This is a genomic window from Pseudomonas sp. 43(2021), assembly GCF_017490805.1.
In the GTDB taxonomy this organism is placed as follows: domain Bacteria; phylum Pseudomonadota; class Gammaproteobacteria; order Pseudomonadales; family Pseudomonadaceae; genus Aquipseudomonas.
The window spans coordinates 1-23,282 of sequence record NZ_JAFGYJ010000042.1; the positions used below are offsets into that span (position 1 = coordinate 1).

At 65.5% G+C, this 23,282-nt stretch carries 20 protein-coding genes; 17 read left to right on the forward strand and 3 right to left on the reverse strand.

The genetic code is table 11. The annotated features are described in order from the left end of the window. Nucleotides 1-300: 300 nt before the first annotated feature. Together J5M71_RS24735 and J5M71_RS24740 are read right to left on the reverse strand one after the other, a co-directional pair. A complete protein-coding gene (locus J5M71_RS24735) occupies nucleotides 301-1,611 on the reverse strand; it encodes an MFS transporter (protein WP_207837979.1) in 1,311 nt (436 codons plus the stop codon). A gap of 66 nt (nucleotides 1,612-1,677) precedes the next feature. Next, nucleotides 1,678-2,991, reverse strand: a complete 1,314-nt coding sequence (locus J5M71_RS24740) for an L-fuconate dehydratase (RefSeq protein WP_207837981.1) — start codon at nucleotides 2,989-2,991, stop codon at nucleotides 1,678-1,680. Nucleotides 2,992-3,092: 101 nt separating this feature from the next. On the opposite strand from J5M71_RS24740, the gene J5M71_RS24745 reads away from it, so the two are divergent. The 8 genes from J5M71_RS24745 to J5M71_RS24780 all read left to right on the forward strand — a co-directional run bounded on the left by J5M71_RS24745 (nucleotide 3,093) and on the right by J5M71_RS24780 (nucleotide 14,727). Then, complete coding sequence (locus J5M71_RS24745) at nucleotides 3,093-4,040, forward strand: LysR family transcriptional regulator (RefSeq protein ID WP_207837983.1); 948 nt, start codon at nucleotides 3,093-3,095, stop codon at nucleotides 4,038-4,040. 34 nt (nucleotides 4,041-4,074) lie between these two features. Further along, on the forward strand, nucleotides 4,075-5,028 hold the full coding sequence (locus J5M71_RS24750) for a LysR family transcriptional regulator (protein ID WP_207837985.1): 954 nt from the start codon (nucleotides 4,075-4,077) through the stop codon (nucleotides 5,026-5,028). Between the two features lie 285 nt (nucleotides 5,029-5,313). Beyond that, complete coding sequence (locus tag J5M71_RS24755; protein WP_207837987.1) at nucleotides 5,314-6,855, forward strand: altronate dehydratase family protein; 1,542 nt, start codon at nucleotides 5,314-5,316, stop codon at nucleotides 6,853-6,855. Nucleotides 6,856-6,890: 35 nt separating this feature from the next. Beyond that, nucleotides 6,891-7,949 carry an Ldh family oxidoreductase gene (locus tag J5M71_RS24760; protein WP_207837989.1) on the forward strand — a complete coding sequence of 353 codons (1,059 nt, stop codon included), beginning with the start codon at nucleotides 6,891-6,893 and terminating at the stop codon, nucleotides 7,947-7,949. A 20-nt stretch (nucleotides 7,950-7,969) separates the two neighbouring features. Next, nucleotides 7,970-9,187, forward strand: coding sequence for a fumarylacetoacetate hydrolase family protein (locus J5M71_RS24765; RefSeq protein ID WP_207837992.1), 1,218 nt, complete (start codon nucleotides 7,970-7,972; stop codon nucleotides 9,185-9,187). Nucleotides 9,188-9,285: 98 nt separating this feature from the next. Continuing rightward, on the forward strand, nucleotides 9,286-10,593 hold the full coding sequence (locus J5M71_RS24770; RefSeq protein WP_207838019.1) for an MFS transporter: 1,308 nt from the start codon (nucleotides 9,286-9,288) through the stop codon (nucleotides 10,591-10,593). A gap of 226 nt (nucleotides 10,594-10,819) precedes the next feature. Further along, nucleotides 10,820-12,469: a VRR-NUC domain-containing protein gene (locus tag J5M71_RS24775; protein WP_207837996.1), complete on the forward strand. Its 1,650-nt coding sequence runs from the start codon at nucleotides 10,820-10,822 to the stop codon at nucleotides 12,467-12,469. Next, nucleotides 12,466-14,727, forward strand: a complete 2,262-nt coding sequence (locus J5M71_RS24780) for an ATP-dependent DNA helicase (RefSeq protein ID WP_207837999.1) — start codon at nucleotides 12,466-12,468, stop codon at nucleotides 14,725-14,727. The genes J5M71_RS24775 and J5M71_RS24780 overlap by 4 nt, the downstream gene beginning before the upstream one ends. Nucleotides 14,728-14,799: 72 nt before the next feature. On the opposite strand, the gene J5M71_RS24785 is transcribed toward J5M71_RS24780, so the two are convergent. Further along, a complete protein-coding gene (locus J5M71_RS24785; protein ID WP_207838002.1) occupies nucleotides 14,800-15,981 on the reverse strand; it encodes an NnrS family protein in 1,182 nt (393 codons plus the stop codon). Nucleotides 15,982-16,195: 214 nt separating this feature from the next. On the opposite strand from J5M71_RS24785, the gene J5M71_RS24790 reads away from it, so the two are divergent. From J5M71_RS24790 to ureG, 9 genes are all read left to right on the forward strand, one after another. After that, nucleotides 16,196-17,110 carry a tyrosine-type recombinase/integrase gene (locus tag J5M71_RS24790; protein ID WP_207838005.1) on the forward strand — a complete coding sequence of 305 codons (915 nt, stop codon included), beginning with the start codon at nucleotides 16,196-16,198 and terminating at the stop codon, nucleotides 17,108-17,110. A 396-nt stretch (nucleotides 17,111-17,506) separates the two neighbouring features. Next, nucleotides 17,507-18,340, forward strand: a complete 834-nt coding sequence (locus J5M71_RS24795) for an urease accessory protein UreD (RefSeq protein WP_207838008.1) — start codon at nucleotides 17,507-17,509, stop codon at nucleotides 18,338-18,340. Nucleotides 18,341-18,349: 9 nt separating this feature from the next. Beyond that, nucleotides 18,350-18,652, forward strand: coding sequence for an urease subunit gamma (locus J5M71_RS24800; RefSeq protein ID WP_003256923.1), 303 nt, complete (start codon nucleotides 18,350-18,352; stop codon nucleotides 18,650-18,652). A 19-nt stretch (nucleotides 18,653-18,671) separates the two neighbouring features. Beyond that, a complete protein-coding gene (locus J5M71_RS24805; protein ID WP_025339426.1) occupies nucleotides 18,672-18,989 on the forward strand; it encodes an urease subunit beta in 318 nt (105 codons plus the stop codon). Next, entirely contained in the window at nucleotides 18,986-20,689 is a 1,704-nt protein-coding gene (ureC, locus tag J5M71_RS24810) for an urease subunit alpha (RefSeq protein WP_063913453.1), read from the forward strand. The genes J5M71_RS24805 and ureC overlap by 4 nt, the downstream gene beginning before the upstream one ends. Before the next feature lie 10 nt (nucleotides 20,690-20,699). Further along, nucleotides 20,700-21,197, forward strand: coding sequence for an urease accessory protein UreE (ureE, locus tag J5M71_RS24815; protein WP_207838012.1), 498 nt, complete (start codon nucleotides 20,700-20,702; stop codon nucleotides 21,195-21,197). A 17-nt stretch (nucleotides 21,198-21,214) separates the two neighbouring features. Then, nucleotides 21,215-21,760 (forward strand): HupE/UreJ family protein, encoded by a 546-nt coding sequence (locus tag J5M71_RS24820; protein WP_207838014.1) that lies wholly within the window; start codon nucleotides 21,215-21,217, stop codon nucleotides 21,758-21,760. Next, the gene (locus tag J5M71_RS24825) at nucleotides 21,760-22,434 is read left to right on the forward strand and encodes an urease accessory protein UreF (protein ID WP_207838017.1); all 675 of its coding nucleotides are present in this window, start codon (nucleotides 21,760-21,762) and stop codon (nucleotides 22,432-22,434) included. The genes J5M71_RS24820 and J5M71_RS24825 overlap by 1 nt, the downstream gene beginning before the upstream one ends. Nucleotides 22,435-22,445: 11 nt before the next feature. Beyond that, nucleotides 22,446-23,069, forward strand: coding sequence for an urease accessory protein UreG (ureG, locus tag J5M71_RS24830; RefSeq protein WP_010953755.1), 624 nt, complete (start codon nucleotides 22,446-22,448; stop codon nucleotides 23,067-23,069). The last annotated feature ends 213 nt before the right edge of the window (nucleotides 23,070-23,282 follow it).

Below are 23,282 nucleotides of genomic sequence, written 5' to 3' on the forward strand. Positions count from 1 at the left end.
GAAACGGTAGCCAAGGCCTCGTTGCAGAAAAGCCTGGATGGCGGAAAGCTTGAACTGTCTGGTGTGCTTGCTCATGTGAAACGCCCCTGAGGTTGGATTTTTGTCCAACATCAGGGGCGCAGTTCAACCCTGTGGGAGCGGCTTTAGCCGCGAAGCATCCAACGCGGTGCATGGCACCGGCTGCGCCGGTGTTCGCGGCTGAAGCCGCTCCCACAGGGTCCCTGCTAATTCAATGAGTTATGTGCAGTTCTATGAGAGCCGGCTTGCCGGCTATGAGGCCCTGGCAGGTAAAACCTCCTGTCAGCGATGCGCTTGCTCCTGCCCCTGCCGCAAGCGGGTACTGACCAGCGCGGCTACCACCAGCAACGCGGCAATGATCCACAAGCCATTTCGGGTACTGCCGGTAGCCTGCTCGATCAGGCCCATCACCGATGGCCCGACGAAACCGCCAAACAGGCCGCAGGTGGTGACAAAGGCCAACCCGGCCGCCAGCGCGCTGCCGCTCAGGCGGCTGGAGGGGAAGACGAAGATGATCGACTGCACCACGAACAGCATCAGGGCAGTCAGCGAAAACCCGATCAGGCCGATGAACGAATTGGTCAGCGACGCCAGCAGCAGCCCGGCCGCCATGGTCAGCAGGCCGCAGAACAGCAGGGTGCGGCACCGGCGCGGCGAGGTGGCCAGGCGCGGGAAGGTGGCGGCGCCGATGGCGGCGGCAACCCACGGTACGGCGGTCAACAGGCCGACCTGGAAGGGCGACAGCGCGCCGTAGGTGCCGATGATGCCCGGCAGGAAGAAAATCACCGTGTAGATGGTGATCTGGTGCACGAAGTACACCACGATCGCCAGCCAGATCTGCCGGTCGCGGAACATCTGCCCCAGCTTGCTCTGCTGCGGTGCGGCGGCCCGTTCGGCGGCCAGGCGGCGCTCGATGTCCTCGGCATCGGTGGCCGACAGCCAGGGCGCCGAGGCTGGGCCATCAGGCAGTTTCTTCCATACCACATAGGCCAGGACCACGGCGGGCAGGCCTTCGAGCACGAACAGCCATTGCCAGCCGTGCCAACCCAGCACACCGTCCATTTCCAGCAAGGCGCCCCCCAGCGGGCCGCTGAGGATATTGGCCAGGCACACGCCCAGCAGGAAGTAACCCGTGGCGCGGGCACGCTGTTCACGGTCGAACCAGTAGGTCAGGTACAGCATCACGCCAGGGAACAGGCCCGCTTCGGCCACCCCCAGCAACAGGCGCATGATGTAGAACGAGGTTTCGCCCTGGACGAAGGCCATGCCCGCCGAGAGCAGGCCCCAGGTGATCATGATGCGGGTGATCCAGAAACGTGCGCCCACCCGATGCATGATCAGGTTGCTGGGTACTTCGGCCAAGGCATAGGTAAGAAAGAACAGGCCGGCGCCCAGGCCATAGGCCGCCGCCGACAGGCCGAGGTCGATACCCATGCTGGCCTTGGCCAGGGCAATGTTGGTCCGGTCAAGGAAGCTCATCACGTAGACAACGATGAGCAGCGGCAGCAATTTGCCCAGCAGCAGGCCGTTAAGGCGCTGTTCGGTGGTAGCGGCAGGGGCGGGGGCCGCTGCAGTACCGGTGAGGATTGTCATTGTTTTTTTCCCCGTGAAAAGTACTGGTGGCGCGCCGCGCAAAGGCGGCACACCCAGGTCTGTGGGTCAGGAACGGTTGATGTCGAGCCACACCGCGCCGTTGGGGTACTGGTAGCGTTCCAGAGTCTCGGCATGCATTTCGATGCTGTAGCCCGGGCGTTGCGGCGGCATGTAGCGCCCGCGGCGGATCACCACCGGGTCGATGAAATGCTCGTGCAGGTGGTCGACGTATTCCAGCACCCGGTTGTGCAGCGAGGCCGACACCGCGATGTAGTCGAACAGGGCAATGTTCTGCACATATTCGCACAGGCCGACACCGCCGCCGTGCGGGCACACCGGCACGTCGTACCTGGCAGCCATCAGCAGCACGATCAGCACTTCGTTCAGGCCGCCCAGGCGAGCCGCGTCCAGCTGGCAGAAGTCCAGCGCGCCGGCCTGGAACATCTGCTTGAACATCACCCGGTTGTGGCAATGTTCACCGGTGGCCACGCCAATCGGCGCAATACGCTGGCGGATGGTGGCGTGGCCGAGGATGTCGTCCGGGCTGGTCGGTTCTTCGATCCACAGTGGTTCGAAGGCGGCCAGGCGGCGCATGTTGGCGACCGACTCCTCGACGCCCCATACCTGGTTGGCATCCATCATCAGGGTGCGCTCCCAGCCAATTTCGTCGCGCAGGATGCTGGCACGGCGAATGTCTTCTTCCAGGTCCGCACCGATCTTCTGCTTGATATGGGTCCAGCCATCCTCCACCGCCTCGCGGGCCAGTTTGCGCATCTTTTCTTCGCTGTAGCCCAGCCAGCCTGGCGCAGTGGTGTAGCCGGGGTAGCCTTCGCGCAGCATCTGTGCTTCGCGCTGGGCCTTGCCCGGTGCCTGGCGGCGCAGCAGGGCGATGGCTTCTTCGGGGGTGAGCACATCGGTGACGTAGCTGAAGTCCAGGCAGCGCACCAGCTGCTCGGGCGTCATGTCGGCCAGCAGCTTCCACACTGGCTTGCCCTCGTGCTTGGCCCACAGGTCCCACACGGCATTGATGATGGCGGCGGTGGCCAGGTGGATCACGCCTTTTTCCGGGCCGAGCCAGCGCAACTGGCTGTCGCTGACGGTGAAACGATGCCAGAAACCGCCCATGTCGCCAGTGATTTCCTCCAAGGTGAGGCCAACGATCAGCGGCGCCAGCGACTGCACCGCCGCCGCGCAAATCTCGTTGCCACGGCCGATGGTGAAGGTCAGGCCGTGGCCTTCGAGCGCCTCGGCGTCGGTGTGCAGCACCACGTAGGCTGCCGAATAGTCGGGGGCGCTGTTCATGGCGTCGGAGCCATCCAGCGACAGCGAAGTGGGGAAACGAATGTCGCGAACGCTCAGGTGGGTAATACGTATGCTCATGGTCGGCTCTTGTTCTGTTCAAGCACAGGGAGACCTGACTGTAGGTTGTCGAGCGATACAGGCATAATCGCCAATTCTTAACCAGCGATACCGGATTCGATATGTCTCGCTTGCCACTCGACAGCGCCCAGGCGCCTGCCAGCCTCGGCGCATTGAAGATTTCCAGCCGGCAGATCACGTTGCTCAACGCCTTGGGCGAGTTCGCTAACCTGCGCCGTGCTGCCGCGGCGATGCACACCACGCAACCGGCAGCCAGCCTGTTGCTGCAGCAGCTTGAGGAGCGCCTGGGCGTACGCTTGTTCGAGCGTTTGCCACGGGGAATGCAAGCGACGTTGTATGGCGAAGTGATGATCCGCTATGCGCAGAACGCGCTGCATGAGTTCGAGCATGCCCAGGCGCAGATTGCCGAGCTGGCGCGCGGAGCCCTGGGCCTGGTGCGGGTGGGCAGCGTCATGGGGCCGGTGCCGGGCGTGCTGACCAAGGCGGTACTGGCCTACAAGCGCGACCACCCCAAGGTGCGTATTTCCCTGGAAGTCGGCACCAGCGACACCTTGCTGCCGGCCTTGCTGCGCGGCGACTTCGACATGGTGGTGGGGCGCCTGCCGGACCAGAGCGACAGCCAGGACCTGAACATCGAACTGTTCGAAGGCGGTGAGCAGATGCGCGTGATCGCCCGCGCCGGCCACCCGCTGGCCAATGCGGCCGGGCTGCAACTGGCCGACCTGGTGACGCTTACCTGGATCCTGCACCCCATCGGCAGCCCGATGCGCCGCCGTGTCGAAAGCGCGCTGCAGGCCGGTGGCATGGTGCAGTCGCTGGATATCGTCGAAACTGCCTCGATCCTGGCTACCACCGCCATGCTCGAAGCTTCCGAGATGATTGCGGTGGTGCCCGATGACGTGGCCAAGCATTATGCCCGCTATGGCATGGTCGCCATCCTGCCTGTGGAGCTGCCGCTGGCGATGGCCAACCTGGGCGTGCTGACCTTGCGCGCGCGGCCCAACTCGGTTGCCCTGGACACCTTGCTGCACTACCTGCGGGCGCAATAGCCCTGCCTTTTCACTTGCCTGAGGCCCTGCGTCAATGCCGCCGGAGATGACCCATTCCAGCTTTTGCAACTGGATCCGCTACAAGCACCTGGTGCTGATCGACACCTTGGCGCGCACCCGCAACATGCACGCCACCGCCACGCGCATGAACCTCAGCCAGCCGGCACTGAGCAAGATGTTGCGTGACCTTGAGGAGCAGTTCGGCTTCGCCCTGTTCGAGCGCCTGCCGCGTAGCATGCCACCCACCGAACTGGGCGAATACGTGGTGCGTTATGCCCAGGGCGCGCTGGCCGAGTCACAACAGTTCGTCGACCAGGTCAACCGCCTGCGCAACGGCGGGCACGGCTTTATCCGCGTCGGCGGGATCTTTGCCGCCACCGCGCTGGTGCTGCCGCAGGCCATCGCCGCGATCAAGGCGCGCAGCCCATTGCTGTCGATCGAAGTGGTGGAGCATTCCAGCGATCACTTGTTGACCATGCTGGAGCAGAACAAGCTCGACATCATGATTGGCCGCTTCACTGAAGAACGCTTCAGCCAATTGTTCGACTTCCAGCCCCTGGAGCCCGAACCGTTCAGCCTGGTGGTCAACAGCGAGCACCCGCTCAACCAGCTGGAAAGCACGCCGTTGAAAGCGCTGGGCGATTGGCCATGGGTGCTGTACCCGGTAGGCACGCCGATCCGCAACCGCCTGGAGCAGGCCTTCCGGGTTGCCGGCATTGCCACGCCAGCCGACAGCGTCGAAACCATCTCCATGCCGATGTTCCTGCAACTGCTGCAAGCGGCGCCGATGATCGCCATGTTGCCGCGCTCGATGGTTGCCGCGCAGCTGGCCAGCGGCCAACTGAAAGAGTTGCGCAGCCCCTTGCACCTGGCGGCGCTGGAGTACGGCGTGGTTACCCGCAAGGATGAGCCGCTGAGCGCTTCGGCCCGTGCGTTTGTCGAGATCTTGCTGGAGGGGGCTCGGCGCCGTCAGCAGGAGCAGGGGTGAAGCCCATGGGGTCGCTGCGCAGCCCATCGCAGGCAAGCCAGCTCCCACGGGTACAGCACAAGGTTCAAGGCATGCGCTGTACCTGTGGGAGCGGGCAAGCCCGCGAAGGGCTGCAGAGCAGCCCCAATGGCCCTAAAATGCGATTGATAAACAGGCACTAATATCTGTTTTTGATAACCCAGGGTTATCGCACGATCGGATCATCTCATTGGGAATGTTGCCCAAGGCTTCTTACAGTGGTCGCAGCCATAACAAGAAGTCAGCCGCACCGCCCTGAGAGGTCCCATGCAACTGATTGCCAAGTCCGGTGACCTTGCCGTCATCCGTCTCAACCCGCTGGACAACGTGCTCATCGCCCGCCAGGCCCTGCCGCAAGGCCTGCGCCTGGACGCCGAGGCGATTACCGTGCGCCAGCCGATCCCTTCGGGCCACAAGGTCGCTGCCGAACGGGTGGAGCAGGGCCAGCCCCTGCGCCGTTACGGGCAGATCATCGGTTTTGCCTCGCAGGCCATCGAAGCCGGCGAACACGTGCATGTGCACAACGTGCAGATGGGCGATTTCGCCCGTGACTACGCCTTTGGTGTCGACACCCGCAACCAGCCCGGCAGCGAAGCGCAGTTCCAGGGCATCGTGCGCGCCGATGGCCGGGTCGCTACCCGCAACTATATCGGCATCCTCACCTCGGTGAACTGCTCGGCAACCGTGGCCCGGGCCGTGGCCGACCATTTCCGCCGCGACATTCACCCTCAAGTGCTGGCCGCTTACCCGAACATCGACGGCGTGGTGGCGCTGACCCACGGCGCCGGCTGTGCGGTGGACCCCAGCGGTGAAGCCCTGGGCCTGTTGCGTCGCACCCTGGCCGGGTACGCCGTACATCCCAATTTTGCCGCCGTGCTGATCATTGGTCTGGGCTGCGAAACCAACCAGATCGAAAGCCTGCTGGAAACCCAGGGCCTGCAGGCCAGCGCCCAGCTGCGCGCGTTCACCATCCAGGGGATCGGCGGCACTTCCAAAACCATCGCTGCCGGCATCGAACAGGTCAAGGCGCTGCTGGCCGAGGCCAACCAGGTACAGCGTCAACCGGTCAGTGCGCGGCACCTGGTGGTCGGCCTGCAGTGTGGCGGTTCCGATGGCTATTCCGGCATTACCGCCAACCCTGCGTTGGGCAATGCCGTCGACCGCCTGGTGGCGGCAGGTGGCACCGCGATCCTGTCCGAGACCCCGGAAATCTACGGTGCCGAGCACCTGCTGACCCGCCGGGCGGTCAGCCGCGAGGTCGGCGAAAAGCTGGTGGCCCGCATCCGCTGGTGGGAAGACTACTGCCAGCGCATGAACGCCGAACTGAACAACAACCCCTCGGCCGGCAACAAGGCCGGGGGCCTGACCACCATCCTCGAGAAGTCCCTCGGCGCGGTGGCCAAGGCCGGCTCCAGCAACCTGGTCGACGTGTACCAGTACGCGGAAGCGGTGCGTGCCCAGGGCCTGGTGTTCATGGATACCCCCGGCTACGACCCGGTTTCGGCCACCGGCCAGGTGGCTGGCGGGGCCAACCTGATCGCCTTCACCACCGGCCGTGGCTCGGCCTACGGCTGCGCCCCGGTGCCGTCGATCAAGCTGGCGACCAACAACCGGGTGTTCGAGCACCAGGAAGAAGACATGGACGTCAATTGCGGCGGCATCGCCGACGGCTCCACCAGCATCGAGGAACGCGGCGCATTCATCTTCCAGCAGATGCTGCGCATCGCTTCCGGGGAGCGCAGCAAGAGCGAACAGCACGGCTACGGGCAGAACGAGTTCGTGCCCTGGCAGATCGGTGCCGTGACCTGATCGCCAAGCCCTGTCCCATTTCCGAGGCAACCGCAATGACTCAAACCACACATTACAACGTGCAAGCGCTTACCACCTTCGTCGAGCGGCTGTTCGAAAAGGCCGGCGCCGATACCGAAGTTGCCCAAGTCGTGACCCGGGTACTGCTCGAAGGCGAATTGCTGGGCCATCGCACCCATGGCCTGAACCTGGTCAGCCGCTACATCGACGGTATGCTCAGCGGGCAGGTCAAGGCCCGTGCACAGGCACTGGAACAGGTGTCCGACAGTGGTATTTCCAGCCTGTTCGATGGCCACTACGTGTTGGGGCCGTACTGCGTCAGCCGTGCTTTGGACTGCGCGGCAAAAGGCGCGGCCGGGCAGGGCATCGGTATCGCCGTGGTACGCCGCGCCGCGCATATCGGCTGCCTGGCAGCCTACCTCAAGCCCTACACCGACCAGGGCCTGGTGGCCGTGCTGTATTCCTCGGACCCGTCAGTGGGGCTGGTCTGCGCCCATGGCGGCGTCGACCCGGTCTACACCCCCAACCCGATTGCCGCGGGTATCCCGACCCAGGGCGAGCCGATTCTGCTGGACGTCAGCATGTCTACCGTCACCCTCGGCCTGGTCGGCCAGTGCCGCGATGCCGGCAGCCGTCTGCCACACCCGGTGCTGGTGAGCAATGACGGGCAACTGAGCGACGACCCGCGTGACTTCTTCACCAGCCCGCCAGGCAGCATCCTGCCCCTGGGTGGCCAGGCCTTTGGCCACAAAGGGTTTGCTCTGGCGCTGCTGGTCGAAGCCCTGACCTCGGGGCTGGCCGGCCACGGGCGCAAGGATGCACCAGACCAGTGGGGGGCCTCGGCCACGGCCGTGGTCATCGACCCGCGTTTCTTCGGTGGCCTGCAAGCGTTCACCGACGAAACCAGCTTCCTCGGCCAGCTGGTCCTGGCCAGTCGGCCGCTCGATGCTGAGCGCCCGGTGCGCCTGCCTGGGCAAGCTGGCCTCGCCCTGCGCCGCCAAGCGCTGGAGCAGGGGGCACGTCTTTCACCACAGCTGGTGGCTGACCTTGACCGGCTGGCCGTGCAGCTGCAACTGCCAGCACTTTCCCAATGAATGACAGTAAGGGTACACAGATGACTGATCGAGCGAACGGCAAGCGACCGCTGCCTCTGAATCACGATGCCAGCGCGTTCGACAGCGGCAGTTGGGTAGGGCGGGTCTGGCTGCCGGAGCAGGGCCCTGCGGTGGTGCTGGTGAAGGCCGGCGCCGTGCACGATATCAGCCCCTATGTAGCCACTGTCTCGGCCCTGCTGGAAGTGGCCGACCCGGTCGCCTACCTGCGCAGCCTGCCGCTGGCCGAACCGCTGGTCGGGCTGCCAGCCTTGCTGGGCAACAGCGACCCGGCCCAGCGCGACCCGCACCAGCCATGGCTGCTGGCACCCATCGACCTGCAGGCGGTGAAGGCCGCTGGTGTGACCTTCGCCACCAGCCTGCTGGAGCGCGTGGTGGAAGAGCAGGCCAAGGGCGACCCGGCCAAGGCCGATGCAATCCGTGACACCTTGGCCAGCCGCATCGGCGCCGACCTGTCGCAGATCGTGCCGGGCTCGGCCCAGGCCGAAGCGCTGCGCAAGGTGCTGGTAGAGCAAGGCCTTTGGTCGCAGTACCTGGAAGTGGGTATTGGCCCGGATGCCGAGGTGTTCACCAAGGCCCAGCCGCTGTCGGCGGTCGGCCACGGCGCCGATATCGGCATCCACCCCAAGTCGAGCTGGAACAACCCGGAGCCGGAAGTGGTGCTGGCGGTGTCGAGTGACGGTCGCATCAAGGGCGCGATGCTCGGCAACGACGTCAACCTGCGTGACTTCGAAGGCCGCAGCGCCTTGCTGCTGTCAAAAGCCAAGGACAACAATGCCTCCACCGCGCTGGGCCCGCTGCTGCGCCTGTTCGACGAAAGTTTCGGGCTGGATGATGTGCGCGCCGCCGAAGTGGACTTGCAGGTGACGGGCGAAGACGGTTTCATCCTCGCCGGCCGCAGCTCCATGCGCCAGATCAGCCGCGACCCGCAGGACCTGGTGCAGCAAACCCTCAACGAGAACCATCAGTACCCCGACGGCCTGGTGCTGTTCCTCGGTACCTTGTTCGCCCCCAAGCAGGACCGCGACCAACCGGGCAACGGTTTCACCCACAAGCCGGGCGATGTGGTGAGCATCAGCAACCCGCACCTGGGTACCCTGTGCAACCGCGTGACCACCAGCGACCTGGCGCCGCAGTGGGACTTTGGCCTGCGTGCGCTGATCCACAGCCTCGGCCGGCGCGGGCTGCTGGAGGTCGCAACCACCGCGCGCCAGCCTTGAGCGGCGCGCTGCGTCAGGGAGGGCGTAGCATCAACGAAGGATCGTCAAGGCGCTGACAGCGCGGCAACAATAATAATAAAGGTCATCACATGAAGCCTATGAAGAAGTACCAACGCATCACCGTCGTGTTCCTGCTGCTGATCGGTATCGTCAACTACCTGGACCGTAGTGCGCTGTCGATCGCCAACACCTCGATCCAGAAAGACATGATGATCAGCCCGTCGCAGATGGGCATCCTGTTGTCGGCGTTTTCCATTGCCTATGCCTTCGCCCAGCTGCCGATGGGCATGATCATCGACCGCCTGGGCAGCAAGATCGCCCTCGGCGCCTCGCTGCTGGGCTGGTCGGTGGCACAGGCCGCGTTCGGCATGGTCAACAGCTTTGCCGGCTTCATGGGCCTGCGGGTGCTGCTGGGGATTGGCGAGGCACCGATGTTCCCGTCGGCGGCCAAGGCCCTGTCGGAGTGGTTCGATGCCAACGAACGCGGCACCCCGACCGGCGTGGTCTGGTCCTCGACCTGCCTCGGCCCGTGCCTGGCGCCACCCTTGCTGACACTGTTCATGGTCAACTTCGGCTGGCGCGGCATGTTCATCATCACAGGCGTGATCGGCGTGGTGCTGGCGCTGTGCTGGTTGACCTTCTACAAAAGCAAGGCACGCTACCTGGCGGAGCTTGCTGCCGAAGGCAAGCCGCTGCCAGGCGAACAGCCGGCGCCGGTAGCCGCTGCACCAGCGCCGAAGGCATCCTACTTTGCCGGCTGGCTCGACCTGTTCAAGCACCGCAGCACCTGGGGTGCGGTACTGGGCTTCATGGGCGTGATCTACATGCTCTGGCTGCACCTGACCTGGCTGCCTGGCTACTTCGAGCGTGAGCACGGCCTGGACCTGTACAAGACTGCCTGGGTGGTGTCGCTGGCCTACGGCTTTGGCGCAGCGGGCACGATCGTCGCCGGGCGCTTCTGCGACGTGCTGGTCAAGCGCGGCATGAGCGTGCTGGCCAGCCGCAAGTTCAGCGTCATCACCGGCCTGGTGCTGGCGGCACTGTTCACCTTGCCGCTGTCGTTCGTCACCGGCCTGACCGGTTGCATCATCCTGCTGTGCCTGGCGTTGTTCAGCATCAACATGGCCAGTGCCACCGCCTGGATGATCGTCAACACCATCGTCGACAGCCAGCGCGTGGCCTCGTTTGGCTCGATCCAGAACTTCGGCGGCTACATTGCCGGCTCGGTGGCGCCGATCGTCACCGGCTTCAGCATCCAGTACTCGGGTTCGTTCACCACGGCGTTCATGATCAGTGCAGGGGTGGCGCTGTGTTCGGCGGTGGCGTACTTCCTGCTGCTGCAGGCGCCGATTGGCAGTGCCAAGGTCAAGGCGGCGGAGATGGTCGGGGCGACGGAACAGGTGTGAATTCCGGGGGGCGCTTTGCGCCCCAATCGCGACGCCAGGCCGCTCCCACAGGTATCGCGCTGGTTTCAACAGCACTGCAATACCTGTGGGAGCGGCCTTGCGTCGCGATTGGGCTGCAAAGCAGCCCCCAAGCCGATAGCCGATTGTTGAGCGACCCACGGCACTTGCCAGGCATACTGGTCTGTATGTATAACCAGTATCCATTCCAGCCGCCTGACCCCAGCCCGTGATCGCCCATTCCGTCGACGACCCGTTCTATTACCTGCACAACTTCCGCCAGGTGCTGCTGTGGGTCGAACAGCGCTACGAAGACCTGCTCGATGATCAGGAACTCGCTTTCATCCGCACCTTCAGCCAACTGCACGCCCCGGCACAAGCCCTGATGGTGCGCATGGTCATGCGCAAAGGCGAGCTGTTTCGCAGTGATCGCCTCGACTATGCCGAAATCGGCGATACCGGGCAGGCCCTGCAGCCGTTGCTGGCCCTCGGCTGGGTACAGGAACCTGCGCAACTGGCGCTGGAGCAACTGTTCGTCTTGCTGCGCAAGGACGAACTTGCCCGCTGTTTTGCCCCGCAGCTGAGCCGTCCCCGCGCCGCCAAGCATGACCTGCTTGCACAGCTGCAACCCTTGGGCCTGCAAGCCCGGTCATTGGCCGAGTGGTTTCCGGACAGCGGCGTGCGCATCCTCCAGTGGTGCCTGCAACCCTTGTGCGACCGCATGCGCCTGCTGTTCTTCGGCAACCTGTACCAGGACTGGTCGGACTTCGTCCTTGCCGACCTCGGTGTGCTGCGCTACGAACAGGTGCCGTTCAGTGCCGATTCGCGTGCCCTGCAGCAACGTGCCGAAGTCGACCTGGCCATGGCCTTGCACCAATGTGCCGAGCGCCTGGAGCAGGGCGACGAGCCGCTGTCGATCCTGGCTGCCATGCAAGGCCTGCGCAGCGACAACCCGTGGCTGGCCCGGCGCCATGCGCGCCTGCAGTTCGCCCTGGGCCAGCAATGCGAACGCCTGGGTGACTGGGCGCAGGCCATGGCGGTCTACGCGCAGTGCAGCCATGCCCAGGCGCGCATCCGCCAGGTGCGGGTGCTGGAGCGCAGCGAGCAGTGGCCCCAGGCCCATGCGCTGGCGCTGCAACTGGCGGCGGCACCGGCCAACGCCCTGGAAGTGCAGGCGCTGGAGCGCATGTTGCCACGCCTGGCCCGCAAGCTAGGTGGCCCGCCACAGCGGCGCCAGCGTTTCGCGCCCCTGGAGCTGATCGAGCTGGAGCTGCCCCGGGAACTGGCAGCGCTGGGCGTGGAGGAAGCGGTACGCCAGCACCTGGCCGAAGACGGTGGGCCAGTGCATTACGTGGAGAACACGCTGTTCAACAGCCTGTTCGGCTTGCTGTGCTGGGAGGCGATCTTCGCCCCGGTGCCTGGTGCGTTCTTCAACCCGTTTCAGGCCGCCCCGCAGGACCTGCACGACAGCGACTTCCAGCAACGCCGCAGTGCTCTGTTCGAACGTTGCCTGGCGCGGCTTGACGATGGCAGCCATCACCGGGCGATTCTCGACTGCTACGCCGCCAAGCAAGGCCTGCAGTCGCCGTTCGTGTTCTGGTCCATGCTCAGTGAAGAATTGCTTGAGCAAGCCTTGGCCTGCCTGCCGGCAGCCCATTTGAAACAGTGCTTCCTGCGCCTGCTGCAGGATATCCGCAACAACCGCGCCGGTATGCCCGACCTGATCCAGTTCTGGCCCCAACAGGGCCGCTACCGCATGGTCGAAGTCAAGGGGCCCGGCGACCGCTTGCAGGACAACCAGCTGCGCTGGCTGGAGTTCTGCCGGGCCCACGGCCTGCCCGTCGCGGTGTGCCATGTGCGCTGGAGCGAAACGCCGTGAGCTACAGCGTGGCGGTACGCGCCTTGTGCGAGTTCAGCGCCAAGGTCGGCGACCTGGACCTGCGCTTCACGCCATCACCCACCGCACACGAGGGGATCGAGGGACATCGGCGGGTGGTGGCGGGGCGCGCTACGGGCTACGAGTCGGAAATTGCCCTCGAAGGCCAGTTCGAAACCCTGACGGTGCGCGGCCGAGCCGACGGTTATGACCCCGCCTGCAACCGCCTGGAAGAGATCAAGACCCACCGTGGCGAGCTGTCGCGCCAGCCGGCCAACCATCGCCAGCTGCACTGGGCACAGGCCAAGGTCTATGGCTGGTTGATGTGCCAGGCACGGCAACTGCCGGCCATCGAGGTGGCGCTGGTGTACCTGGACGTGGACAGCGACGGCCAGACGCTGATCAGCGAGCACTGCACGGCTGCCGAACTGCAGGCCTTCTTCGCAACCCAGTGCCAACGCTTTCTGGCGTGGGCACAAGGGCAGGAGCAACGCCTGGCCGAGCGTAACCGGGGCCTGCAAGCGCTGGGCTTCCCCTATCCGGCGTTCCGCCAGGGCCAGCGGCAACTGGCGGAGACCCTGTACAAGGCGGTAAGTACCGGCCGTTGCCTGATGGCCCAGGCCAGCACCGGAATTGGCAAGACCCTCGGTACCTTGTTTCCCCTGCTCAAGGCCATGGTGCCGCAGCAACTGGACAAGCTGTTCTTTCTCACCGCCAAGACCCCGGGCCGGGCCTTGGCCCTCGATGCCATGCGCCAGATCACCCACGCCACGCCGCAGCCGGCCTTGCGCACGCTGGAACTGATCGCCCGCGACAAGGCCTGCGAGCACCCTGACAAGGCCTGCCATGGCGAATCCTGCCCCTTGGCTGCAGGCTTCTACGACCGCCTGCCGGCCGCGCGGGAGGCGGCGGCAGCGTTGCCCTTGCTCGACCGCGCCCAGCTGCGCGACGTGGCCCTGGCGCACCAGGTGTGCCCGTATTACCTGGGCCAGGAAATGGCGCGCTGGGTAGACGTGCTGGTGGCGGATTACAACTACTACTTCGATGCCCACGCCTTGTTGTTCGGCCTGACCCAGGCCAACCAGTGGCGGGTCGCGGTGCTGGTGGACGAGGCGCACAACCTGGTCGAGCGCGGGCGCGGCATGTACAGCGCCAGTCTCGACCAGGGCCAGTTGCTGGCCCTGCGCCAGAGCAAACCGCACGGGCTGGTCAGTGCGCTGGACCGGCTGAACCGGCAGTGGAACGCCCTCTACAAGGAACAGCGTGCGCCGTACCAGGCCAGCGAGGTGCTGCCGGACGCATTGCTGCGTGCCCTGCAGCAATGCATCGGGCTGATCCAGGAGCAGATGAACCAGACGCCTGCGCAAATGGACCCGCAGGTGCTGCAGTTCTTCTACCAGGCGTTACAGTTCAGCCGGGTTGCCGAGCTGTTCGACGAGCACTTCCTGTTCGACATCAGCCAGCGCCAGGGCCCGCGCAAGCGCCGGCTGGCCACCCTGTGCCTGCGCAATGTCACCCCGGCGCGCCTGTTGGGCCCGCGCATGCAGGCGGCGCGCAGTGTGACGCTGTTTTCCGCGACCCTGAGCCCACGGCATTTCTACAGCGACCTGCTGGGCATGCCGGCCGATACCGCCTGGCTGGAAGTGGCCGCGCCGTTTCGCGCTGAACAGCTGGAAGTGCGCATCGCCAGCCAGGTATCCACCCGCTATCAGCAACGCCAGGCTTCGCTGGCGCCGATCGTCGAGCTGATTGCCCGGCAGTACGAGCGCATGCCGGGCAACTACCTGGCGTTCTTCAGCAGTTTCGAGTACCTGCAACAGGTGGCCGGGCTGCTGGCCGAGCGGCATGCACAGATACCCTTGTGGGTCCAGGAACCGGGCATGGACGAGGCGGCCCGCCAGGGCTTTCTCGACCGTTTTGTGGCGGATGGCCGTGGGGTGGGCTTTGCGGTGCTGGGTGGTGCATTCGGGGAGGGGGTGGACTTGCCGGGCACACGGCTGATCGGCGCGTTTGTCGCCACCCTCGGGCTACCCCAGGTCAACCCGGTCAACGAGCAGTTCAAGCAGCGCCTGGGGCGGCAGTTTGGTGCGGGGTTCGATTACGCCTATCTCTACCCGGGCGTGCGCAAGGTCATCCAGGCGGCAGGCCGGGTCATCCGGGGCGACCAGGACCGTGGCGTTCTGGTCTTGATCGACGAGCGCTTCGCCGAACCCCGGGTGCAGCAGATGTTCCCGGGGTGGTGGCCAGCGCCGGGAGGTTAACGCGGCCCCGGCAATTTGTGCGTCTGCGCTGAAACTTTGGGCCGCAAAGCGGCCCCAATCTGGGCATCAAGGCTAGCCCGGCATACTGTCAGCCCGTGGCTGCAGCAGGATGGGCAGGTAGTGACGCAGGAACAGCAGCAGCGCCAGGCTCCAGCACACTACTGAAAGGCTCACCCCCAGCGGCGTTAACAGCGGCAGCACCACCCGCGCCAGCGTCGCCAGTTGTATCAAGGCAAAGGCCCAGGCAATGCTGGTCGGCACCTGCAGCGGCCTGCCGGTGTGGCCCAGGCTGACCCGTGCCATCATCGCCAGGATCAAGCCGCTCATGGCGCCTACGGTTAGGGCGTGGGTCACCAGGCTCGGGCCCAGCGCCACCCCGGCATGCCACAGCGCCATGCCCAAGCAGGCAATAGCAATCCAGGCATAGGCCAGGTGCAGCGACCACAGCAGGGGCACCCGCCACAAGCCACGGTCATGCCACAAGGCCAGGCGGGCCGTATGCAGGGCGAACAAGGCGCTGAACAGCACGGCCAGGGCGATACGTGGCGTATCGGCCAAGCCCGAGGCAAAGGCCAGCGGTACCGCCACGCTCAGCAGCAGGCAGGCCCGGTCCAGCCGGGGGCGGGCAGGGGTCGGGGCCATGTTGCCCAGGCCGCGCCGGGTGAAGAACGGGATCACCCGCCCGCCAAGCACGGTCATCATCGCGGCCACCAGCCACAACCCGGCAAACACCCCGCGGCGCTGCCACAGTTCGTCCTGGCGCAGCCAGCCGACCAGGGTCAGCCACTGGCAGGCGGCGATCAACAGCACCAGGCCGACGATCGGGTAGTTGTTACGCAAGCGCCGTTGCACGATCGGCCGTGCCAGGGCCAGTGCCACCAGTGGCAGGAAGCTGCCCTCGATCACAACCAGCAAGCTGCCCGGTAATGGCAGGAACCAGCTTGCCCGGCCCAGCAGCCAAAGCAGGAACAGCCCCTGCAGCGCACGCCCGCTCAAGCCTGGGGTGCCGCTCCAGTTCTGCACGGCGGTCAGCAGGAAGCCGGCGATGATGGCGGCAGCAAAGCCATAGAGCATCTCGTGGCGGTGCCAGGCGAGCATGCCGCCGGGGGGCGTGGGCTCCAGCGCCCCGGCCAGAACGCCGGCCCACAACAGCAAGGCGAGCAGCGCAAACAAACTACCCCCCAGGAAGAATGGGCGGAAACCCAGGCCCCAGACGGCCTGGCGCGGGCGTGACTCGATCGGCTGTACAAGCATGGGCGGTCCTTCGTTCGTTCAGTAGGCTCAATTGGGGTAAGATCACGATCCGTGCCAGCTTCAAACCCTTTGTATATCAAGGTGATGGCACCTCTCTGGGTCCGAATGACATGCGTACTTTGCTGTCATTCAGACTTGCGTATATGTCGTTTTGACTTGCTTCAGGGTTTGGCCGGTTCGCTGCTGGTCAACGCTTCGCTACAGGATTCACGTTTTGTCCGAGCTCTCGAAAAATCCGCTGCTGCAGTACATGGCCCGCCTGGCCCCATCCAGCCAGCAAACCATGCGCTACATCCTTCAGGACGCCGCCGACCGGCTGGGTTTTGTCGACTGCAATATCGTCGATGTGCCTTGGCATCGGCTCGAGCCCGGCCATGTGATCGCCCTGGTAGCGGCGCTGCGTGCCGACGGTTACGCACCCAACAGCTCGTCGCTGTACGTCAACGCCATCCGCGGAGTGATGAACGAAGCCTGGCGCCAGGGCCTGATCGATCACGAGCAGTTGCTGCGCATTCGCGAGGTCAAGCCGGACACTGGCAGCCGCCTGCCGCCGGGGCGCAACCTGCGCCGCAGCCTGATCCGCGAGCTCATGGATGTGTGTGCGGCCGACCCACGGCCGCAGGGGGTACGTGACGCGGCGATCATCGCTTTGCTGTACGGCACAGGCATGCGCAAGTCGGAATCGGTGGACATCGACCTGGACCAGGTCGATTTCGAGGCGCGCAGCCTGCAGGTGCTGGGCAAGGGTAACCGCCAGTTGATCAAGTACGCCCCGCCATGGGCGTTCGAGAAGTTGCAGGCGTGGCTGGACCTGCGCCGCCAGGACCTGCCGGCAGGGGCTGAAGACGACCCGTTCCTGTTCAACCGCATCCGCCGTGGCAGCCACATCACCCGGGCGCGTATCACCAAGCATGCCATTTACTACATCGCCCGCCAGCGTGGCGCGCAGGTGGGCGTGAAGATCATGCCGCACGACTTCCGCCGGGCGTTCATCACCCGGGTGATCGAAGAGCATGACCTGTCGATTGCGCAGAAGCTGGCGCATCACGCCAATATCCAGACCACGGCCATCTATGACCGGCGTGATGACAACGAACGCCGGCGTGCGGTGGACCGCTTCGATTACTGAGGCTTTGCCGCTGTATAAAGGGCTAGCTCCAACCCTGTGGGAGCGGGTTCACCCGCGAACACGGGCGAAGCCCGTGCCATGCACTGGGTGGGATGCTTCGCGGGTAAACCCGCGCCCACAGAGGCCGTGTCACAGCATCGGGTAATTTTTTGCCTTGAGATGGCCCGGCACCGAAACAGGGCCGATGCACGCCCCCGCCTTGTGCGCCATCCCCCCGTATGCCCGATGCCAGAGCGGCTGCGGCAAAAGTTTCATTTTCGTTCACCTGCGGAGTTGGCCCGCAACCTGCTATATCCAGCCTGAGAATTTGATCGAGTGGTCAGGCCGCGCGCGCTGTAGCCGTGCATGCCTGCCCCTCTAAACGGCCAGCAGGCCACGGATTTCAGGGGCCGCAGGATGTCGCTCGCGGAGCAGATTGAACAACAGCAAGACGATGCAGGCTGGAGCGCCCACCTGCAGTTGCGCTTCGTCAGGCGCGACGAGGTGACCCGCCTTGGTGCGTGGCGGCATTTCGGACCTCTTTTGGTGCAGCGTCCGTTCTATCCGGAAGGTGCACCTTGCCATGTCTACGTGCTGCACCCACCCGGCGGCATCGTCGCCGGCGACCGCCTGGAACTGGACATCCAGCTGGAACCGGGCAGCCACGCGCTGCTGACCATGCCCGGCGCCAGCAAGTTCTACCGCAGCATCGGCCCGACCGCGCGGCTGGCCCAGCGCTACCACCTGGCCGCTGGCAGCACCCTGGAGTGGCTACCGCAGGACAGCATCTTCTTTTCCGGCGCCCGTGCCAGCCTGCAAAGCCGTTTCACCCTCGAACCGGGGGCGCGCCTGCTGGCCTGGGAAACCCTGTGCCTGGGGCGCCCGGTGATGGGCGAGCGTTTCGACCAGGGTGCCCTCGACAGCCGCCTGCACATCGAACTGCCCGACGAAGTCGGCCTGCACGAGCGCCTGCGTCTTGAAGGCGGGCGCCTGGACAAGCTAGGCGGGCATCCGCTGCTGGCCACCTTCTGCGCCGCACCAGCCGACCAGGCCGTGCTGGAGCTGGTGCGCCCGCTGCTTGACGAACTGGCCAACCCGGCTGGCGCGACCCTGCTCGGGTCGCTGCTGGTGATCCGCGTGCTCGACCATGACAACCAACACCTGCAACGCACCCTGCAACGCCTGTGGCATGTGCTGCGCCCGGCCGTCCTCGGCCTGCCTGCCTGCCCGCCGCGTATCTGGGCTACCTGAGAGAGCGCCATGGAGCTGACCCCGAGAGAGAAAGACAAACTGCTGCTGTTCACCGCCGCGTTGCTGGCGGAGCGGCGCCTGGCCCGTGGCCTGAAGCTCAACTACCCGGAAGCGGTGGCGCTGATCAGTGCCGCCGTGCTCGAAGGCGCCCGTGATGGCCGCACCGTCGCCGAGCTGATGAGCCTGGGGCGCGAAGTGCTGAGCCGCGAGCAGGTAATGCCCGGCATTGCCGAAATGCTCCACGACGTGCAGGTCGAAGCGACCTTCCCGGATGGCACCAAGCTGGTGACCGTGCATGACCCCATCGTCTGAAACTGCCCAGGAGCCCCGCATGATCCCAGGTGAAATCCAGGTCGCCGCCGGCGACATCGAGCTGAACAGCGGCCGCGCGACGGTCAGCGTCAGCGTGGCCAACCATGGCGACCGGCCGGTGCAGGTCGGCTCGCACTACCACTTCTACGAAGTCAACGAGGCGCTGGTGTTCGAGCGCGCACCGACCCTGGGCTTTCGCCTGGACATCCCCGCGGGTACCGCCGTGCGTTTCGAACCCGGCCAGGCGCGTACCGTGCAACTGGTGGCCTACGCCGGCAAGCGCGAGGTCCATGGCTTTCAGGGCAAGGTGATGGGCGCGCTGGAGGGCAGGGCATGAGCCGTATTTCCCGCCAGGCCTATGCCGATATGTTCGGCCCCACCGTGGGCGACCGCGTACGCCTGGCCGACACTGCGCTGTGGGTCGAGGTGGAGCAGGACTTCACCATCTATGGCGAAGAGGTCAAGTTCGGTGGCGGCAAGGTCATCCGCGATGGCATGGGGCAGGGCCAGATGCTGGCCGCCGAAGCCATGGACCTGGTACTGACCAATGCCCTGATCATCGACCACTGGGGCATCGTCAAGGCCGATATCGGCATCAAGCACGGGCGCATCGCGGTGATCGGCAAGGCTGGCAACCCCGATGTGCAGCCCGGCGTGAACGTGCCGGTGGGCCCCGGCACCGAGGTGATCGCGGCCGAGGGCAAGATCGTCACCGCCGGTGGCGTCGACTCGCACATCCACTTCATCTGCCCGCAGCAGGTGGACGAAGCGCTGAACAGCGGTGTCACCACCTTCATCGGTGGCGGTACCGGCCCGGCCACCGGCACCAACGCCACCACCTGCACGCCCGGCCCCTGGTACCTGGCGCGCATGCTTCAGGCCGCCGACAGCCTGCCTATCAACATCGGCTTGCTGGGCAAGGGCAACGCCTCGCGGCCGGAAGCACTGCGCGAGCAGATCGCGGCCGGTGCCGTGGGCCTCAAGCTGCACGAAGACTGGGGTTCGACACCGGCGGCCATCGACTGCTGCCTGGGTGTGGCCGAGGAAATGGACATCCAGGTGGCGATCCACACCGACACCCTCAACGAGTCCGGCTGTATCGAAGACACCCTGGCGGCCATCGGCGACCGCACCATCCACACCTTCCACACCGAGGGTGCGGGTGGCGGCCACGCCCCGGACATCATCCGCGCAGCGGGGCAGGCCAACGTATTACCGTCCTCGACCAACCCGACCCTGCCGTACACGGTCAACACCGTGGACGAGCACCTGGACATGCTCATGGTCTGCCACCACCTGGACCCGAGCATCGCTGAAGACGTGGCCTTTGCCGAGTCGCGCATCCGCCGCGAAACCATTGCCGCCGAGGACATCCTCCACGACATGGGCGCCTTTGCCATGACCTCGTCCGACTCCCAGGCCATGGGCCGGGTTGGCGAGGTGGTGCTGCGCACCTGGCAGGTGGCCCACCAGATGAAGCTGCGCCGCGGGCCACTGGCGCCAGATACCAGCTACAGCGACAACTTCCGGGTCAAGCGCTACATCGCCAAGTACACCATCAACCCGGCACTGACCCATGGCATCGGCCACGAAGTGGGCTCGGTGGAGGTCGGCAAGCTGGCCGACCTGGTGCTGTGGGCGCCGGCGTTCTTTGCGGTCAAGCCGGCCCTGGTGATCAAGGGCGGGATGATCGTCACTGCGCCCATGGGCGACATCAATGGCTCCATCCCCACGCCGCAACCGGTGCATTACCGGCCGATGTTCGGCGCCCTGGGCGCGGCACGGCATGCCACGCGCATGACCTTCCTGCCCCAGGCAGCGATGGACCGCGGCCTGGCCGAGGAGTTGAACCTGCGCAGCCTGATCGGCGTGGCCCACGGCTGCCGCCGGGTGCGCAAACCGGACATGGTCCACAACACCCTGCAGCCGCTGATCGAGGTCGATGCGCAGACCTACCAGGTGCGTGCCGACGGCGAACTGCTGGTCTGCGAGCCGGCCCGCGAACTGCCGCTGGCCCAGCGTTACTTCCTGTTCTGAAGGAGCATCGATGATTGTCTTGACCCGCCGTATCACCGACCCCGGCACGCTGGGCGAAACCGGTACCGTCACCCTGGACGTGGACAGCCGCATCAAGAGCCGCCTGCGGGTGACCCTGGATGATGGCCGCGAGGCCGGGCTGATGCTCGAGCGCGGCCACCTGCTGCGCGGAGGCGAACTGCTGGCCGATGCCGAGGGTACACAGCTGATCCGTGTGCTGGCGGCACCCGAAGCAGTGTCCACGGTGCGCTGTGCCGACTCGCACTTGCTGGCCCGCGCGGCCTATCACCTGGGCAACCGCCATGTGCCGCTGCAGATTGAACCCGGCCTGTTGCGCTTCCAGCACGACCATGTGCTGGACGACATGTTGCGTGGTCTGGGCCTGACGGTAGAAGCCGAACAGGCACCCTTCGAGCCCGAAGCGGGCGCCTACCAAAGCGCGCCGCACAGCCATAGCCATGCCCACGGCCACGATCATCCGTTCGTGCGCCTGCCTGCCCATTCCTGAACTGCCTGGAGCAACCGATGAAAAAGACTTTCGCCCTGTTTCTGCTGATGCTGGCGCTGCCAGCCTTCGCCCACCCCGGGCACGACGCCAACCCGCTGCAGGACGGCCTGCTGCACCCGCTGACCGGGCTTGACCACCTGCTTATGCTGCTGGGCACCGGTGTGCTCGCCGCGTTGACCCGGCGCAGCCTGACGCTACCCCTGGCAACCCTCGCGGCGATGTTCGGCGGCGCGGTGTGCGGCCACCTGTTCGGCGATGTGCTGGGCATGGAAACCCTGATTGCCGTGTCGCTGCTGGTGGCTGCCGGGGCCGTGCTGCTGCCTCGCCGTCAACTGCTGCTGGCCATGGCCATGCCGGTGTTCGCCCTGTTCCATGGCTGGGCCCATGGCGTGGAGGCCACACCAAGCGCGTTCTGGCAATTCAGTGCCGGCTTCGTCACGGTCAGCGGCCTTTTGCTGGCGGCCGGCTTCGCGGTCGGTTGTCTGCTGCGCAGGCATAGTGGCTTGCAGAAAGCCTTTGGCGGTGGCCTGCTGGCCGGCGCCGCGCTGGTACTGGCCGGTTGATGGACAGCGACCTGGCGTTGCTGCGCCTGTTGCAGCTGGCCAGCCCTGGCTTGCCGGTGGGTGGTTTTACCTACTCGCAAGGCCTGGAGTGGGCGGTCGAAGTCGGCTGGGTACGGGACGTGGATGGTTTCGCTGCCTGGCAGCGCGAACAGATCGACGACACCCTGGCCTGCCTCGACTGGCCGGTGCTGGCGCGCCTGTACCGTGCCTGCCAGGCCGAGGACGCCGAGGCTTTCGGCCACTGGAGCCGCTTTCTGCTGGCCAACCGCGAAACCGCCGAACTGCGCCTGGAAGAGCAGCAGCGCGGCGCGGCGCTGGCACGGCTGCTGGATGGCTGGCAACTGGGTCAGGCGCCGGCCTGGCGTGCCAGCCTCGAACTCACCCAGCTGGGCGGTATGGCCTGGCTGGCTGCGCACTGGGCGATCCCATTGCGCCAGTTGGCCCTGGGTCATGGCTTTGCCTGGCTGGAGGGCGCGGTAATGGCCGGGGTCAAGCTGGTGCCGTTCGGCCAGCAGGCTGCCCAGACCTTGCTGCTCGACCTGGGGGCAGGGCTGCCTGCAGCCCTCGACCGGGCACTGGCCCTGGGCGATGACCAGCTTGGCGGCGGCCTGCCGTTGCTGGCCATTGCCTCATCGCGTCACGAAACCCAATACACCCGTTTGTTCCGTTCCTGAGGACTGCCTGTATGCAAAGCTATCAACAACCCCTGCGCGTCGGTGTCGGCGGCCCGGTCGGCTCCGGCAAGACGGCGCTGCTCGAGGCCTTGTGCAAGGCCATGCGCGACCACTACCAGATCGCTGTGGTCACCAACGACATCTACACCAAGGAAGACCAGCGCATCCTCACCGAAGCCGGGGCCCTGGAGCCGGAGCGCATCGTCGGGGTGGAAACCGGCGGTTGCCCGCACACGGCGATTCGTGAAGACGCCTCGATGAACCTGGCGGCGGTCGAAGCACTGGCGCGCAAGTTTGGCAACCTTGAGGTGATCTTCGTCGAAAGCGGCGGTGATAACCTGAGTGCCACGTTCAGCCCGGAGCTGGCCGACCTGACCATTTACGTGATCGATGTGGCCGAAGGCGAGAAGATCCCGCGCAAGGGCGGGCCGGGGATTACCAAGTCGGATTTCCTGGTGATCAACAAGACCGATCTGGCGCCCTATGTGGGCGCTTCTCTGGAAGTGATGGAGCGCGATACCCAGCGCATGCGCCCACAGCGGCCATGGACCTTCAGCAACCTGAAGAAGGGCGAGGGGCTGCAGGCGGTGATCGATTTCATCGTCGAGCGCGGGATGCTGGGCGTGCGCGGGTGATGTAACGGGTTGAACGCCGTCTGGACCATGGCGCAATTCCTGTGGGAGCGGGTTTACCCGCGAACACCGGCGCAGCCGGTGCCACCCACCGCGTTGGCTTCTTCGCGGCTAAAGCCGCTTGTGTCTTGAGAGGGGATTAGAATCTGGAGTGAGAGCGGTGAATGGCAAGCTGAATGCCAGAGGTGCCTTGAGCACGTGTGGGAGCACAAGCTG

Excerpts from the sequence above, each read along its gene's own strand:
- J5M71_RS24735 (WP_207837979.1), bottom strand. The coding sequence starts at position 1,611 with ATGACAATCCTCACCGGTACTGCAGCGGCCCCCGCCCCTGCCGCTACC.
- J5M71_RS24740 (WP_207837981.1), bottom strand. The coding sequence starts at position 2,991 with ATGAGCATACGTATTACCCACCTGAGCGTTCGCGACATTCGTTTCCCC.
- J5M71_RS24745 (WP_207837983.1), top strand. The coding sequence starts at position 3,093 with ATGTCTCGCTTGCCACTCGACAGCGCCCAGGCGCCTGCCAGCCTCGGC.
- J5M71_RS24750 (WP_207837985.1), top strand. The coding sequence starts at position 4,075 with ATGCCGCCGGAGATGACCCATTCCAGCTTTTGCAACTGGATCCGCTAC.
- J5M71_RS24755 (WP_207837987.1), top strand. The coding sequence starts at position 5,314 with ATGCAACTGATTGCCAAGTCCGGTGACCTTGCCGTCATCCGTCTCAAC.
- J5M71_RS24760 (WP_207837989.1), top strand. The coding sequence starts at position 6,891 with ATGACTCAAACCACACATTACAACGTGCAAGCGCTTACCACCTTCGTC.
- J5M71_RS24765 (WP_207837992.1), top strand. The coding sequence starts at position 7,970 with ATGACTGATCGAGCGAACGGCAAGCGACCGCTGCCTCTGAATCACGAT.
- J5M71_RS24770 (WP_207838019.1), top strand. The coding sequence starts at position 9,286 with ATGAAGAAGTACCAACGCATCACCGTCGTGTTCCTGCTGCTGATCGGT.
- J5M71_RS24785 (WP_207838002.1), bottom strand. The coding sequence starts at position 15,981 with ATGCTTGTACAGCCGATCGAGTCACGCCCGCGCCAGGCCGTCTGGGGC.
- J5M71_RS24795 (WP_207838008.1), top strand. The coding sequence starts at position 17,507 with ATGTCGCTCGCGGAGCAGATTGAACAACAGCAAGACGATGCAGGCTGG.
- J5M71_RS24800 (WP_003256923.1), top strand. The coding sequence starts at position 18,350 with ATGGAGCTGACCCCGAGAGAGAAAGACAAACTGCTGCTGTTCACCGCC.
- J5M71_RS24805 (WP_025339426.1), top strand. The coding sequence starts at position 18,672 with ATGATCCCAGGTGAAATCCAGGTCGCCGCCGGCGACATCGAGCTGAAC.
- ureC (WP_063913453.1), top strand. The coding sequence starts at position 18,986 with ATGAGCCGTATTTCCCGCCAGGCCTATGCCGATATGTTCGGCCCCACC.
- ureE (WP_207838012.1), top strand. The coding sequence starts at position 20,700 with ATGATTGTCTTGACCCGCCGTATCACCGACCCCGGCACGCTGGGCGAA.
- J5M71_RS24820 (WP_207838014.1), top strand. The coding sequence starts at position 21,215 with ATGAAAAAGACTTTCGCCCTGTTTCTGCTGATGCTGGCGCTGCCAGCC.
- J5M71_RS24825 (WP_207838017.1), top strand. The coding sequence starts at position 21,760 with ATGGACAGCGACCTGGCGTTGCTGCGCCTGTTGCAGCTGGCCAGCCCT.
- ureG (WP_010953755.1), top strand. The coding sequence starts at position 22,446 with ATGCAAAGCTATCAACAACCCCTGCGCGTCGGTGTCGGCGGCCCGGTC.